Origin of the sequence: Bartonella refiksaydamii, assembly GCF_902652675.1 — a bacterium.
In the GTDB taxonomy this organism is placed as follows: domain Bacteria; phylum Pseudomonadota; class Alphaproteobacteria; order Rhizobiales; family Rhizobiaceae; genus Bartonella; species Bartonella refiksaydamii.
Map to the genome: position 1 here is coordinate 47,731 of NZ_LR736294.1, position 16,379 is coordinate 64,109.

11 protein-coding genes and 1 tRNA gene are annotated in these 16,379 nt (G+C 36.7%); 10 read left to right on the forward strand and 2 right to left on the reverse strand.

Going from position 1 to position 16,379, the window contains the following annotated elements; all coding sequences use genetic code 11:
• Positions 1-79 precede the first annotated feature (79 nt).
• The 6 genes from rpiA (at position 80) to gltX (ending at position 7,674) form a co-directional block, all read left to right on the forward strand.
• The gene (gene rpiA, locus GQO39_RS03660) at positions 80-820 is read left to right on the forward strand and encodes a ribose-5-phosphate isomerase RpiA (RefSeq protein WP_156850989.1); all 741 of its coding nucleotides are present in this window, start codon (positions 80-82) and stop codon (positions 818-820) included.
• Positions 821-891: 71 nt separating this feature from the next.
• The gene (locus GQO39_RS03665) at positions 892-1,449 is read left to right on the forward strand and encodes a DUF2059 domain-containing protein (RefSeq protein WP_156850990.1); all 558 of its coding nucleotides are present in this window, start codon (positions 892-894) and stop codon (positions 1,447-1,449) included.
• Between the two features lie 203 nt (positions 1,450-1,652).
• A complete protein-coding gene (gene gorA / locus GQO39_RS03670) occupies positions 1,653-3,044 on the forward strand; it encodes a glutathione-disulfide reductase (protein WP_156850991.1) in 1,392 nt (463 codons plus the stop codon).
• Positions 3,045-3,116: 72 nt separating this feature from the next.
• A complete protein-coding gene (locus GQO39_RS03675; protein WP_156850992.1) occupies positions 3,117-4,496 on the forward strand; it encodes a class II 3-deoxy-7-phosphoheptulonate synthase in 1,380 nt (459 codons plus the stop codon).
• Between the two features lie 123 nt (positions 4,497-4,619).
• Positions 4,620-6,281: an NAD+ synthase gene (locus GQO39_RS03680; protein ID WP_156850993.1), complete on the forward strand. Its 1,662-nt coding sequence runs from the start codon at positions 4,620-4,622 to the stop codon at positions 6,279-6,281.
• Positions 6,282-6,291: 10 nt separating this feature from the next.
• On the forward strand, positions 6,292-7,674 hold the full coding sequence (gene gltX / locus GQO39_RS03685) for a glutamate--tRNA ligase (RefSeq protein ID WP_156850994.1): 1,383 nt from the start codon (positions 6,292-6,294) through the stop codon (positions 7,672-7,674).
• A 9-nt stretch (positions 7,675-7,683) separates the two neighbouring features.
• Here gltX and GQO39_RS03690 read toward each other — a convergent pair whose 3' ends face one another.
• Together GQO39_RS03690 and GQO39_RS03695 are read right to left on the reverse strand one after the other, a co-directional pair.
• Complete coding sequence (locus GQO39_RS03690; RefSeq protein WP_156850995.1) at positions 7,684-9,087, reverse strand: DEAD/DEAH box helicase; 1,404 nt, start codon at positions 9,085-9,087, stop codon at positions 7,684-7,686.
• Positions 9,088-9,233: 146 nt separating this feature from the next.
• The gene (locus GQO39_RS03695; protein WP_156850996.1) at positions 9,234-10,007 is read right to left on the reverse strand and encodes an NAD kinase; all 774 of its coding nucleotides are present in this window, start codon (positions 10,005-10,007) and stop codon (positions 9,234-9,236) included.
• Between the two features lie 243 nt (positions 10,008-10,250).
• Between GQO39_RS03695 and GQO39_RS03700 the strand changes: the two genes are divergently transcribed.
• From GQO39_RS03700 to GQO39_RS03715, 4 genes are all read left to right on the forward strand, one after another.
• Positions 10,251-10,327 (forward strand) — tRNA-Arg (locus GQO39_RS03700).
• 1,594 nt (positions 10,328-11,921) lie between these two features.
• Positions 11,922-13,460, forward strand: coding sequence for a histidine ammonia-lyase (hutH, locus tag GQO39_RS03705; protein WP_156850997.1), 1,539 nt, complete (start codon positions 11,922-11,924; stop codon positions 13,458-13,460).
• A 461-nt stretch (positions 13,461-13,921) separates the two neighbouring features.
• A complete protein-coding gene (locus tag GQO39_RS03710; protein ID WP_156850998.1) occupies positions 13,922-14,287 on the forward strand; it encodes a hypothetical protein in 366 nt (121 codons plus the stop codon).
• A 487-nt stretch (positions 14,288-14,774) separates the two neighbouring features.
• Positions 14,775-16,151 (forward strand): amino acid permease, encoded by a 1,377-nt coding sequence (locus GQO39_RS03715; RefSeq protein ID WP_156850999.1) that lies wholly within the window; start codon positions 14,775-14,777, stop codon positions 16,149-16,151.
• The last annotated feature ends 228 nt before the right edge of the window (positions 16,152-16,379 follow it).

A 16,379-nucleotide genomic window follows, 5' to 3' on the forward strand; every position in this document is an offset into this window, starting at 1 on the left:
TATGGCAGATTGAGGTCATAGATTCATATATTATCGATTTTTAATAGATATCGCTGATTGGTAAAAGGTAAAGTAATTCATGAATGTTCAGCAGTTAAAGAAAGTGGTGGCTGTTAAAGCACTTGAATTTGTTGAAGATGATATGCGGCTTGGTATCGGATCTGGTTCGACGGTAAATGAATTTATTCGCCTCTTAGGTGAGCGTGTTGCAGATGGTCTTCGTGTGATTGGTGTTGCTACCTCACGGTATTCTGAGCAACTCTGTCGTAAATTTGGGGTGCCTATCAGTACATTAGAACAGATACCTGAACTAGACCTTGATATTGATGGGGCTGATGAAATTGGTCCAGGGTTGTCTCTCATTAAAGGGGGAGGGGGAGCACTGTTACATGAAAAAATTGTAGCATCGGCTTCTCGTGCAATGCTTATTATTGCTGATGAAACAAAGATGGTAAAAAGACTTGGTGCTTTTGCATTACCGATTGAAGTGAATCCGTTTGGTATGTATACTACACGCAGAGCTATCGAAAAAGTAGCCGCTGATTTAGGGCTTTCTGGAGAAGTTGTATTACGTATGAATGGAGGGACTCCTTTTGAAACAGATGGTGGTCATTTCATTTTTGATGCATCTTGGGGGCATATTTTACAGCCAAAGCTATTATCGGATTCGCTTCTTGCTATTCCTGGTGTTGTGGAGCATGGCCTTTTTTTGGGATTGGCTTCGCGTGCAGTTATAGCAATGTCTAGTGGACAAATAAAAATTTTAGAACCGTTTAATTTTAGAGAAGACAATTTGCATGAGGATATGCTAGCACAATAAAAAGGGTGTTGAAAGTTTTGGATAAAATTAAAGAATTTGGATTATAATTTAGTCATCAGGGTAATCATTAAATGAAAGCAATATTTTCTTTTCAGCGTTTTGTAGCGTATTGTGGTGCGGTTGCCATTTTGGTAATCAATGTTGGGATGGTTTATGCACAAGGCGTGAGTGATCAGCATTTAGATTCAGCAAGAAAGGCTATCGGTGCTATTCGTGCAACTGATCAGTTTGATAGTTTTTTACCGAGTGCGGCGCATGATCTCAAAAATGAATTGATCAGTGACGATCCCAATTTGGCAACTTCTATTTCTGATATTGTTGATAAACAGGCACTTGCTTTAGCTAAGCGGCGCTCTGATTTAGAAAAAGAGATTGCTCATGTGTATGCAAAATATTTTACCCAAGAAGAACTTGATGCAATTACGGCATTCTATAGTTCTGATACTGGTAAAAAGTTTTTAGCTGAAGTTCCAAATATTGCGCGTGATGCTTATTCTACATTTGATATGTGGCGTTCTGCTCTTATGCAGGATCTTATAAAAAATGTGAAAAAGGAGATGTCTGAAACACTTCATTTAAACAACTCCGTTACGCCTATAAAATCGGGCTCTTCAAAAAATCAAAAATAGTTTGATTTATATTGTTCAAGTGTATGATTCTTTGAGTTTATTTTAAAAATCAGCGGTGTCCCCGCTGTTTTTAATAAAAGCAGATCTTTTCAGGATATTACTTTATTTATAATAGAAAATGCTGCTTGAAAAATAAAAAGGTTTTCATTTGATGATGAATGATCATAGCTTATTATTGCATACGTATGAAGAAGGGATAGTTCGTGGGTTCTTTTGACTTTGATTTATTCGTTATTGGAAGCGGTTCTGGTGGGGTGCGTGCTGCACGCCTTGCTGGAGGACTTGGGAAGCGTGTTGCTATAGCAGAGGAGTATCGTATAGGGGGGACTTGTGTTATTCGCGGTTGTGTTCCGAAGAAATTGTATGTTTATGCCTCACAATATGCAAATGAGTTCCGTAAAAGCGTTGGTTTCGGTTGGAAATATGCTGAACCAGTTTTTAGTTGGGAAAATTTAGTTGCAGCTAAAAATAAAGAAATATCAAGATTGGAAGGGATTTATCGCCAAGGACTGCGAAATAATAATGTTCATATTTATGAAAGTCGCGCTATCTTTGTGGATGATCATACATTAGAGCTTTCTGTTACAGGTGAACGGGTAAGCGCAGAAAAAATCTTAATCGCGACGGGTGCAAAAATTGCATCAAGTACTGCAATAAAAGGCAGTGATTTGTGTCTTACTTCCAATGAAATTTTTGACCTTGAAAAACTCCCAAAATCAATAGTAATTGTTGGTGGCGGGTATATTGGTGTTGAATTTGCTAGCATTTTTTATGAGTTAGGTGTGAAAACAACACTTCTTCATCGAGGTGATCTAATTCTTCGTAACTTTGATCATGATTTGCGACAACTGCTCAGTGATGCAATGGTTGAAAAAGGGATTTCCATTATCTACGGGGAGACAGTTTCCAAAGTGCAAGCTTTAGGAAATTGTTATAATGTCACTTTATCCAGTGGGCAAACGATCAGTACTGATCAGGTAATGTTAGCCACGGGGCGCGTACCAAATACAATGGGTTTAGGACTCGAGCGAGCAGGTGTTAAAGTGAATGAGTTTGGTGCAGTTATTGTTGATGAAAGAATGACAACAAATGTTCCCCACATTTGGGCTGTAGGTGATGTAACAGGTCATATTCAATTAACACCTGTTGCGATTCATGATGCAATATGTTTCGTTAAGACTGCATTTGAGAATATATCCACGACACCTGATTATGATTTAATGCCGACGGCGGTTTTTTCACAACCTGAGATTGGAACGGTGGGTCTTTCAGAAGAAGATGCGCTACATCGTTATAAACGTCTCGAGATTTATCGTACAGTTTTTCGTTCTATGCGCAATGTTTTTTCTGAGAGCTCGGAAAAAATATTTATGAAGCTTATTGTTGATGGTGAAAGTCGTATTGTTGTGGGTGCCCATATTTTAGGGGAGAACGCTGGTGAGATGGCACAGCTCCTTGGCATATCTCTCAAGGGAAAGCTGACAAAAGATGTTTTTGATGAAACTATGGCAGTGCATCCAACTATGGCAGAAGAATTGGTAACGATGTATAAGCCAAGTTATATCTATGAAAATGGGAAGAAAATAGAAAATTGAACAGCACATGTTGTGGTAAGCGAACAAATTTTAATACGATAAGCTGTGATTTTTAGCTCTGGAGAGAGTGCAATGATAAAAGAATGGGCGCCTGACTCTTGGAGAACAAGACCAATTAAACAAGTTCCGATTTATCCGGATAAATCTGTGTTAGCAGATGTTGAACGAAAGCTACGTAGCTATCCACCTTTGGTTTTTGCCGGTGAAGCACGTGATTTGCAAAATGAATTAGCAGCTGTTGCACAAGGTCAGGCTTTTTTATTACAAGGTGGAGATTGTGCAGAAAGCTTTGCAGAACATGAAGCTGATAATATTCGTGATTTTTTTCGTGTATTTTTGCAAATGGCGATTGTTTTAACTTTTGGCAGTTCTAAACCCGTTGTTAAAATCGGTCGCATCGCAGGTCAGTTTGCAAAGCCACGCTCTTCTGATACGGAAAGCAAAGGAGGAGTTGAGCTTTCTTCTTATCGGGGGGATATTATTAATGGTATTGAATTTAGCGTGGATTCTCGTATTCCTGATCCGCAACGAATGTCTATGGCTTATCGCCAGTCTGCAGCAACATTGAATCTTTTGCGTGCTTTTTCACAAGGGGGGTACGCCGATTTAGAAAATGTCCATACATGGATGTTGAGTTTTGTTTCTAATAGCCCGCAGGGCGAGCGATACGAGTTATTGGCAAAACGTATTTCGGAAGCGATTGATTTTATGCGTTCCATAGGGATTACGTCCAAAACAAATTTTTCATTACGTGAAACATCTTTTTATACCAGTCATGAAGCGCTTTTGCTTGGCTATGAAGAGGCTTTGACGCGGATTGATTCGACTTCTGGAGATTGGTATGCAACCTCTGGTCATATGCTATGGATTGGAGATCGTACACGTCAAATTGATCATGCGCACGTTGAATATTGTCGTGGTATTAAAAATCCACTTGGATTGAAGTGTGGCCCTTCCATTGAGCCCGATGAGCTTTTGAGGTTAATTGATATTCTAAACCCTGAAAATGACCCAGGACGATTGACGCTCATTACGCGTTTTGGCTATGATAAGGTTGAGAATTATCTTCCCAAATTGATTCAAGCAATTGAGCGCGAGAAGCGTAAGGTTATATGGTCGTGTGATCCAATGCATGGCAATACGGTTACTGTAAATGGTTATAAGACGCGTCCCTTTGATTATGTGTTAAAGGAGGTAGAGAATTTTTTTTCAGTACATTATGGAGAGGGAACTTATCCAGGAGGTATTCATATTGAAATGACTGGTCGTGATGTAACAGAATGTACAGGTGGGGCACATGCTATTTCTGTGGAAGATTTGTCTAATCGTTATCATACCCAGTGTGACCCGCGATTAAATGCAGATCAAGCGTTAGAACTAGCTTTTCTTGTTGCAGAACTGCTTAAGAAAAATCGTGATACTGATTCAGTGGATTTTGCTGCAAATTGTTAGACAAAAAGCCCCATCATATTCCATTTAAAATGTTTATGGGAGAAGAGTTTTTTTGAAAAGAAATGTTTTCAATAATTAAAATAAAGTTGTGGTTGTCAAGCTGATGAAATGATATAAAGACTTATGAAACATGATTTTCGGGTAGCAGTTGCCCAATTAAATCCTATCGTTGGTGATATTGAAGGAAATTATTCTCTTGCCGTTATGGCGCATCAAATGGCTAAAGCAGAAGGTGCTGATCTTGTTTTATTCACGGAGCTTTTTATCAGTGCTTATCCGCCGGAAGATCTTGTTCTTAAACCTGCTTTTATAAAAACATGTGAAGATGCTGTTAAGAAATTAGCAAAGATAACAGTAGGGGGACCAGGAATTGTAATTGGTCTTCCTCTCAGGCGTAATAATAATATTTATAATAGTGCCGTGATTCTCGATGAAGGACAGATAGTTGCTGAAAGCTTCAAGTTTGATTTACCTAATTATGCTGAATTTGACGAAAAACGACTATTTTCCCCAGGTCCATATCCTGAGCCAATTGTCTATCAGGGGATAAGATTAGGAATAGTGATTTGTGAAGATATTTGGAATGATTCTTCTTTGTGTGCAAAGCTTGGCAATAAAGGAGCAGAGATCATTCTCGTTCTTAATGGCTCTCCTTATTATCGTAATAAAGCACTAAAGCGTATAGAAGTTGTTCGTGTGCAAGCGCTTCAATCTGGCCTGCCGATTATTTATGCTAATCCCGTTGGAGGGCAGGATGAGCTTGTTTTTGATGGGGGATCTTTTGCACTAAATGGGCAAAGCAAAATGATGTTTCAAATGAAACATTTTGAAAGCCATATTGCTTTAAGTCATTGGCAGAGAAAAACGGCAGGATGGCAATGTATTTCTGGACCAAATGAAAATCTTCTTAATGGATTAGCTGCTGATTACCAAGCTTGTGTTTTGGGGTTAGGAGATTACGTCAATAAAAATCGTTTTAAGGATGTTATTCTTGGTCTTTCAGGAGGAATTGATTCAGCTCTTTGTACAGCAATGGCAGTGGATGCTCTTGGCGCTGAGAGGGTTCGCACCATAATGATGCCCTATCATTATACTTCACAAGAATCATTGAAAGATGCTAAGGAGTGTGCACGTCTTTTAGGATGTCACTATGAAGTAATACCAATTGTGCAACCTGTTGAGGTTTTTTTGAAGACAATGGCACCTATTTTTTTAGGGTTGCCATCTGATGCGACAGAAGAAAATCTTCAAAGTCGTATACGTGGTACTATCTTGATGGCGCTTTCAAATAAATTTGGCTCAATGGTGGTAACAACAGGCAATAAGTCAGAAATGGCCGTTGGATATGCAACACTCTATGGTGATATGAATGGAGGGTTTAATCCTATTAAAGATATTTATAAAATGCAGGTTTATGCATTAGCGAAGTGGCGCAATAAAAATCACTTGAAAAATTTGTTGGGTCCAGAAGGGATTGTGATCCCACCCAATATTATAAAAAAAGCACCTTCTGCTGAGCTTCAGGAAAATCAAAAAGATGAAGACTCTCTTCCGCCTTATCCTGTCTTAGATGATATCTTGCAATCTCTTGTAGAAAATGACATGAGTGTTTGTGATATTGTTAAACGTGGATATTTACGGGAAACAGTTGAAAAAATTGAACATCTTATTTATGTGGCCGAATACAAAAGACGACAATCTGCACCCGGCGTAAAAATCAGTTATAAAAACTTCGGGCGTGATCGTCGTTATCCCATTGTAAATCGGTTTCGTGATAAAATTTGAGCATTATTTTATGATAAAAGTCCGCTTTGCACCTTCTCCAACAGGTTATATTCACATTGGCAATACCCGTAGTGCCTTGTTCAACTGGCTTTATGCGCAAGCGCATAATGGAGCGTTTATTTTGCGTTACGACGATACAGATGTTGAGCGCTCTAAACAAGAATATATTGATGCTATTGCAGTTGATCTTGAGTGGCTTGGTATTCAACCAGATGAGATTTATTATCAATCTAAACGGTTTAGTCGATATGATGAAGTTGCGGAAACTCTCAAACAACGTGGTCTTCTTTATCCCTGTTATGAGACTGCGGAAGAATTAGATCGGCGCCGTAAAATCCAACTTTCTCGCAAATTACCCCCTATTTATGATCGCGCTGCATTGAAATTAACACCAGAAGATAGAAAAGCATTTGAATTGCAAGGTCGTAAACCTCATTGGCGTTTTCTTCTCCCTAATTTTGAAAATAATCCCTTGCAAACAAGGCGAACAGAAATTTGCTGGAATGATGCGGTAAAAGGAAAACAGACGATTGATTTGTCCTCTCTTTCAGATCCTATTTTAATTCGTGAAGATGGAAGTTATCTTTATACATTGCCTTCTGTCGTTGATGATATAGATATGGCCATTACCCATATTATTCGTGGGGATGATCACATTACAAATACAGGCGCTCAGATTGCTCTTTTTAAAGCTCTCAGTGCAGAATTGCCAGTTTTTGGCCATATCAATTTATTGTCTACAGTTTTAGGAAAAGGGCTTTCAAAACGTAACAATGATCTTTCTATTCGCTCTCTACGAGAGGAAGGATTTGAATCTATTGCTGTTCAATGCTTTGCTGTTTTAATTGGGACATCACAAAATGTGCATCCGTATCCCAATCAAGCAGCGCTTTTAGAGCATTTTAATCTACAAGATACGTCAAAATCAGTTGCGAAATTTGATATTGCTGATCTTTTTGCTTTGAATAGTTATCTTGTGCATGAGTTAACCTATGCGGAAGTTAAAACGCGACTTAAAAATCTTTCTATTGATGGAGACAAAGCAGAGTGTTTTTGGAATGTGATAAGAGGCAATATTGACAAAGTAAATGATGCTGTTTTGTGGTGGAAAATGATTCATGATGAACAGCAGAACTTTGATAAAGTGACGCTTGAGGATCGTGCATTTGTGCGTAAGTCACTCAATTTCTTGCCTGAAGGTGCATTGAATGATGAAAGTTGGAAAGTTTGGACAACGGCATTAAAAGGGAAAACAGGTCGCAGCGGAAAAGCTCTGTTTATGCCATTACGTCAGGTGCTTACTGGAATGGACCATGGACCTGAAATGGGAAAACTTTTGCAGCTCTTAGGACGTGAGAAAGTAATAGAAAGATTGACACTTCAAGGAGAGTAAGTTTCTAGTTTAAGTGCGGGTTTTTATGAGCATAAATGCTGGGATATCACCGCCAAATCCAAGAGGAGAAAAATCCTTATTTTTTTGAGGATGATGTTGCTCAGACGGTTTTAATTTATTCTTTTCGGTTTGAACGTAATCTACTTTATCATTTTTTAAAGACTTTTTGGTTGGAACAATACGTTCTTTGGGAGCAGTTTTCTTAGACGGTTTTGGAGATTTTTTCTTTAAAACGATGTCGTCTTCTTGATCATCGGCCGTTAAAGTAGAGAGATCTCCATTGAGCCATTCAATTTTTTCGTTGCTCATTTCCTCAATAGCATTGACATATTTCTGGTCATCTTTTGTGACGATTGTAAAAGCTTTTCCACTACGATTTGCACGTCCTGTACGACCAATTCGATGAATATAGTCTTCAGCATGTGTAGGAACATCATAGTTGAAAACATGGCTTACAGCTGGGATATCGAGTCCACGGGCAGCAACATCAGAAGCAACAAGAAGTGTGATTTTGTTATTTTTAAAATCGGCCAATGTATTTGTGCGTGAATATTGGTCCATATCCCCATGAAGGGCGCCTACACTAAAATGATGTCTGATGAGCGACCTAAAAAGTTCGGAGATATCCCTCTTTCGATTGCAAAAAATAATAGCATTTTTAAGGTCATTGCCTTCATTGTGGATAAGTTCTCGCAAAACAGCTCTTTTATCCCATGGCTTATTTCCAGATTTGACGAGTCGTTGTGTAATTGTGGTGGCTGTTGAGGATGCTTTTGTAACTTCAACAGATACAGGAGAATGTAAAAACTGCTTTGTTAGTTTGATAATTTCTGGCGCCATTGTTGCCGAAAAAAACAAAGTTTGACGCGTAAAGGGGGTTAGTTTACAGATGCGTTCAATATCAGGAATAAATCCCATATCCAACATGCGATCAGCTTCATCAATAACAAGAATTTCAACACCCATCAGGAGCAATTTACCGCGTTCAAAATGATCAAGAAGACGTCCTGGTGTTGCTATAAGAACATCAGCTCCTCGTTCAAGTTTACGATCTTGCTGCTCAAAAGAAACACCGCCAATCAAAAGTGCAACATTTAGACGATGATTTATTCCGTATTTATCGAAATTTTCTTCAACTTGAGCTGCAAGTTCCCGTGTTGGTTCTAATATGAGAGTACGGGGCATTCGCGCTCTCGCGCGACCTTTTTCAAGTAGCGTGAGCATAGGCAAAACGAAAGAAGCTGTTTTCCCCGTTCCTGTTTGAGCAATTCCTAAAACGTCTTTTCTTTGAAGCACGTGGGGAATCGTCCCACTCTGAATAGGCGTTGGAACTGTATATCCCGCTGATTTTACCGCTTTAATTACCTTTGCGGAAAGACCTAAATCATCGAAACTATTTAAAGTTGACATCATTTTTATCAATTGCTCTGCGATTTTAATTTCGCTATCCAAACTATTCGTGAGATTAAGTATTCTACACTATTTTAGAGGGTTAAGGTGCCTTCACAAAAAAGTCAACTATAACAGCCATATACGCATAAAAAGCATAACACAATAACTTAGTAGCGAAATTGTTCTGATAAAATACGCTCGTCCCACGAATGATTAGAGTCAAACAGGATTGAGGCTGTTACTTCTGTTGCTGTTGAAATAATAACTGAATGGACAGATTTAACCTCAATATTATCGGCTGCAGCATTTACAGGACGTTTGTCAAACTCGAGCATATCAAAGCGTACAGTTGCTGTATTGGGAAGCAATGCTCCATGCCAGCGCCGAGGGCGGAACGGACTAACGGGGGTGAGTGCCATCAGTGGAGCCATGAGAGGCAAAATAGGTCCTTGTGCTGACAAATTATAGGCCGTGGATCCTGCTGGTGTGGCAACAAGGATACCATCGCAACTTAATTGTTCCATGCGTACGTTGTTATCAATAGTAATACGAATTTTAGCTGCTTGATAAGATTGGCGAAAGAGAGAAACTTCATTGATAGCGAGTGCTTCAATAGTTCCTTGACATTCAGCTTCTGCAATCATGCGCAAGGGATGAATTTCTTTTTTATGTGCGGTAGCAATACGGGTTGGTAATTTTTGTTCATAGAACTCATTCATAAGAAATCCTACAGAGCCTTGATTCATGCCGTAAATAGGCTTTCCGGTGTTCATAACATCTCGTACTGTTTGCAACATTGTTCCATCGCCACCGATTGCAACAATAACGTCAGCTTCTTCCAGAGAAGAATGACCATAAACGGAAATTAATTTATGAGTAGCTTTGATGGCTTCTTTAGTTTCAGCGGAAATGAAATGAAAGCGGCTTGGTAATGTGGTCATTAAGAATTATCCTGATATTTGAACTTATTTTCTAGTGTATTTTTGAGAAATTTTGAAGCTGTATATAAAAACCGTTTTTTAAGAATATACATGAAAAGTAATTTGTTTAAGTTATGTATCATAGCAAGATAGGACGAAAAGATTGTATCGTGATATAAACCATAAACGAGTATTTTTTTAAAATGATAATTCATCATTGAAGCTGAGGGTATGATCAGTTAAAAGATCACTGTTCAGTTTTAAGCACCCGTAGCTCAGCTGGATAGAGCGCTGCCCTCCGAAGGCAGAGGTCACAGATTCGAATTCTGTCGGGTGCACCAAATTTTTCAGTTTTGTCTCGTATTATTTCTATGCTAGGATTGCTTAAAGAAGACGCAGCCATTTTATTAAAATGGTTGTTGGGGTTGCCGGTTAAGTTATGTACAGAATAAGCAAATGATTTTAAAGAAATGAAATTTTTGTTATCTATGTAACCTTTTCTTTTAAGTACGTTGAATATTGATATAAAGGGAAGCGATGCTCCATGGAAGAGTTTATTATGTAAAACCATTTTTCCTTTTTTGCTTCATCAATGGATTGAAATCTAAGAACTGCATTTCTGATTTTTTAATTTCTTTCTGTAAACAAAGTGAGAACGTTTTTTATTATCTGCTTAAGAAAATGTTCCATGGAAATTATTCACAAAGCAGTATCGATCTATGATTTTCATAAGTTAATGAAATGGTTGACAATAAAAACGGCGTGCTAAGAACTTCTCTTTAACAGTGCAAAACGCCCAAATCCTTTGTTGCTATTTATACCAGACGGCTTTGTTCACAAGGTGATCACACCCAAGAGCAATATAATTCTGTGTAACAGTATTACAGTTAATAAATAACTAGTTTTTATGTAAAAGGTTTGCTAAATGCTATTATGAAGGTATTTTATAAATACAGTTACAAATAGTTTTGAGAAGTGAATTTAAAAAATAACCGATTACCGTAAAACTATACAATAAGTAGTAAAAAAATTGTCGAAAAGCTATCAAAAGTATAACTTCTATACTGTCTTACAGTAATATTTAGTTATAAAAGATTATACATATATCATATCTTGCCATTTTGCTGCGGGACGTTGTTAATGCTCTCTCAAAAATTTTCTGCGTATTTAAGAATCAGATTTTGCTATAATGATTTTTTAGATACTGCTAAGTGAGAGAATCGTATCGTATTGCATGATCTTTAAAATATCAAATCTTGGAGGATTAATTCGCAACGCCACGATATGTCTCTCAAATTAACTATTGCCATATTTTATAACTACCATGGTAAGATCACATATTTTGGGTGAAGCTTATCGTATTGATTTTAAATTATCTGCCCTAGTGCATTTCAATAACATTAAAACAGAAAAAAGCTACAAAAGCTTCAATATGTATTACAGGCGATTTTTATTATTTTAATCTCTTAATTTGAATAATATGTGATTTTGAATGGCTCTTACTGATTAAGCATTACAGCTTAACTGAATAACATATATTATATTAATATATGCGTTTTTAATTTTTGAGTTTTTTAATATATTTAATTTTAACACTATTTATAGTATGTATAAATACATCAATTTTTTTATATTTATATTTTAACAATATAAATTTAATAGATTTTTTATTATTTTTAGGGAGTAATGATACAAAAAATACACAACAGATTCCTTAAATAATAAAAAATGGATTTCACTTCAAGATGGAAAGGGATGTGTAATCTTATTAAATTAACGCTAAAAAAGGTAAATGATCATTATAAATTAAAGAATAGGCAAATTTTATTTATTTGTTCTATTTTAAACCTTCTAGAGAGCAGTCGTACCTTTTTTGTTTTATAGAAGGGGCAATAATGCTAAGTATTACACTTTAAATAAACAAGAAAGAAAATTATGACTATTATAATAAAACCAGGTGAGGTAACGCTTGGTGAACTTGAAGCTATTTATTTCCATGGTAAAGTGAGCAAACTTCACAGTAACACACATTTAGCTATCAAAAAAGGAGCAGAGCGTATTGCTGAAATTGCTGCCGGAAGTGAGCCAGTTTATGGCATTAATACTGGTTTTGGCAAATTGGCTTCGATTAAAATTGCGGCAAACGATGTAGCTCTTTTACAAAGAAATCTTATTTTATCACATTGTTGTGGTGTGGGAGAACCTTTAGCAGAAAATATTGTGCGTTTGATGATGACCTTAAAGCTTCTTTCTTTAGGGCGAGGGGCTTCTGGTGTCCGTTTAGAGTTGGTACATTTGCTAGAAAATATGCTTGCAAAAGGTGTTATTCCTGTTATTCCTGAAAAGGGGTCTGTTGGTGCATCAGGTGATCTTGCACCGCTTGCTCATATGGCTGCTGTTATGATAGGAGAGGGAGAAGCATTCTTTCAAAACATTCGTATGGGTGGAGCAGCAGCTTTAGAGAAAGCAGGATTATCCCCTATTATTTTAGAAGCAAAAGAAGGACTAGCTCTTATCAATGGCACCCAAACATCAACAGCACTTGCCCTTGCGGGTCTTTTTCATAGTCATCGGGCTTTGTGTGGTGGACTTCTTGCAGGGGCATTGACAACAGATGCCATCATGGGGTCAACGGCACCGTTTCATCCTGATATCCATATTTTACGAGGGCATTATGGGCAGATTGCTGTATCACAAACATTAAAAAAGCTTTTAGAGGATTCAGGAATTCGGTCTGCACATTTATGTGATGATAATCGTGTACAAGATCCTTACTGTATACGTTGCCAACCACAGGTTATGGGAGCATGTTTTGATATTCTTATCGCAGCAGCAAAAACACTCATTATTGAAGCGAATGCAGTCACGGATAATCCGTTGATTTTAGGGAATGGGGAGGTTGTATCAGGTGGAAATTTTCATGCTGAACCTGTAGCATTTGCTGCTGATCAGATTGCACTTGCTTTATGTGAAATAGGCTCTCTTTCCCAAAGACGTATTGCTCTTATGGTTGATCCAGCAGTTTCTTATGGACTTCCAGCTTTTTTAGCGCAAAATGCGGGTCTTAATTCAGGTTTTATGATTGCTGAAGTAACTGCAGCTGCTTTAATGGCTGAAAATAAACAAATGGCACATCCTGCTTCAGTTGATTCAACACCAACCTCAGCAAATCAGGAAGATCACGTTTCAATGGCTTGTCATGGTGCTCGTCGATTGTTAACAATGAGTGAAAACCTTTTTACTATTATTGGTATTGAAACGCTTATTGCAGCACAAGGAATCGAATACCGTGCGCCTTTAAAAACAAGCTCCTTTTTGCAGTCTGTTATGGAGCATCTGCGTAAAAATGTTGATACTCTTAAGGGAGATCGCTATATGGCTCCAGATCTTCATAAAGGATATGTTCTTGTGCGTGAAGGATACTTATTATCCGTTATATCGGAAACAATTTTTCCTCAATTGGGACCCAAGTAATATTTATTTTTGAGATCAATATGGAAGGAAAGACAGTTAATTATTTGATTTTCTCATATATAGTTTTGTGGCTCTAGATATACTTGAGTAATTAAATAAATATGTGCTTGTTTATTAGCCGGTACGTCTATATTGGGTATTTGTTCTCAATTTATTTCCCTAATATTATGCCTCATGGCGATTTGATTTATCAAAACAAGGTTATGCAAGCTAATATTTGAGAAACTGTTTTTTGAAGTGGTTTGGGCTGTCTTATTTAAGAATACCCTCTATAAAATCACAAGTTATAGATTGTGATCTCATATATATTTTATTACAATTTCGCCTTTATAAAGGATAAATTATGTGTTTTATATCCAGTGAAGATTAATAATCTTATTGTGTGCTTCTCTTTTTTTAAGGTGCTTTATGATGTTTTAGAGTTGCTTTTTATGTTTTGAAATCAAAATAGAGAGAGAAAAATGTTTAAAAATCACACATTATGTATTTTAATGACAGCTGTTTTTTGTTTTTTACAAATTGTGGAGGTTAATGAGAATTTTTGGAGAGTCCGATCTCAAGAAGGCGTTCTCATTGCTATGGTTGTACAAGAGAAAGATATCTCTGTTCAGGCGACAAATATGATTGCCGTTGGCATTTTAGATAAAAGCGCTAGAGAAAAGAGTGAATTTACTACTATTAGAAAAGAATTTGAAAAGGCTGTCACTACTACAATGACCATTTTTTTAAGAAGCTTCGTGTTAAAAACGTTTAGATTTCTTAAGATATGGGTTGGAGAAATACTTTCTCAAGTCTGTGGAGAGTGGCAAGTTTCACTGTATCACTGATTTTTAGCTATTTAAAAGTTGCTTCATCCACTGTTGTATACAACTTACGATTGTTATTGGCTAAAAATAATGGAGAGTTTGCTTAATGTCGCAGTAGAAAATTTCATGCACTCATCCCTGAATTAGCTGTACGAGTTTTTAAGTTTCTTTTTCAGTAAACAGAAAAGAAAGTATGCGGATTGATATCGCATTATATCCTCTATTTTTTTTGCAGAAAAGTAGAGGATATGAAAATGACTCAAATGATAATTATAAAAAATTTTATTATCACTTGATTTTGATAAAATGATACAAAATTGTAGTCCATAAAAATAGCTAAATAATTTGCAATAGAAATGTTTTTTATTGCCTAAGGTTGGGTGTTTAACGCGCCATTATGCAATGTTTTTTAAAAACAATATTTGGGAGAGAAACATGAGACTTTATTTATCATAGAGTTGTCGTCGTGATATGGATTTTATCGACATTTCAGTAAAGAAAGAAAAAAATGGTAACAAATGAACTGAAACGAGGTATGAGCAAGCGCCAAGTTATTTTTTTAGCTCTTGGCTCGGCTATTGGAACGGGTCTTTTTTATGGATCAGCACAAGCTATTAAGCTTGCTGGTCCAAGTGTTTTAATTGCTTATTGTATTGCTGGTTTAGCTATTTTTATGGTTATGCGAGCTCTCGGTGAGATGATTATTCATAATCCACTGTCCGGTTCTTTTGCTCGTTATGCTGCAAATTACATATCACCATTAGCTGGTTTTTTAACGGGATGGACATATGTATTTGAGATGATTCTCGTTGGTTTAGCTGATATCACAGCTTTTGCGACTTATATGGGGTTTTGGTATCCTGATGTTGCACCTTGGATATGGGCACTCAGCATTACACTGATCATTACAGGAATTAATTTAGCAGCGGTAGAAGTGTATGGTGAACTGGAGTTCTGGCTATCTTTCATTAAAATTATTGCTATCATTGCTATGATTATTTTAGGGATAGCAATTATTTTATGTGGTTGGAATACAAGTACAAATTCTTCAGCGGTTCGTATTCAAAATTTGTGGGAAAATGGTGGTATTTTTCCCAATGGTTGGTTTGGTTTTTTGGCTTGTTTTAGCGTTGTTGTTTTTGCTTTTGGTGGTATAGAAATCATAGGGATGGCAGTGATGGAAGTACAAAATCCTCATCAAACCATCTCAAAGGCAATTAATTCTACTCCAATTCGTATTTTACTATTTTATATCATGACGTTAGCCATTTTAATGTCACTTTATCCTTGGAATGAAATTGGCCTTATGGACAGCCCTTTTGTTTCAATTTTTGAAAACCTTGGGATTTCATCCGCAGCAAATATTCTAAACATTGTTGTTGTTACGGCGGCTATTTCAGCGATGAATAGTGGAATGTACGGTGCTTGTCGCATGATACATGGGTTATCGCAGGAAGGTTATGCTTTAAAAAAATTTCAGTATTTATCAAAAAACGGTATACCAATTTTTGTTATTTTACTGATATTTATCATATTTCTTCTTGGAGTTATCCTTAATTATTTTTACCATGAAGGGCTTTTTTTTCTCATTGCAGCAATGGCAACATTTGCAACGGTTTTTGTTTGGATAATGATTTTGCTTTCGCAAATTTTTATGCGAGTAAAAATGTCTAAAGAGGTACAGTGTAGTTTAAGATTTCCAATTCCATTTTGGCCCATAGGATCAATTCTTTCTATTTTATTTATGGTTTTTATTTTTATTTTGTTGTGGTTTTTCGATGATACACGGCCAGTTTTGATTGTAGGTGTTAGTTGGATTATTTTGCTTGTTATTTGTTTCTATACGTTTAAACTTTATAATTTAAAAAAAAGCAAAGCGTACTAGGATACAAATAACGGCTGATTTAAGAAAAATAGCTGATAATTTCAAGAGAAAAAACATTTGATAGTTGCTCTAGCACATAGAGCAGAGATAGTAACAAATGCCTTGATCATGGGGAATGATGTCAATATCACTAGCCAAAATACCAGCAATTCCACGATAACCAATTCAAGGCAGATAAATGCTTCACAGCAATTGCATGTGCATGGTGGAGATATCCTCGGTCAAGGA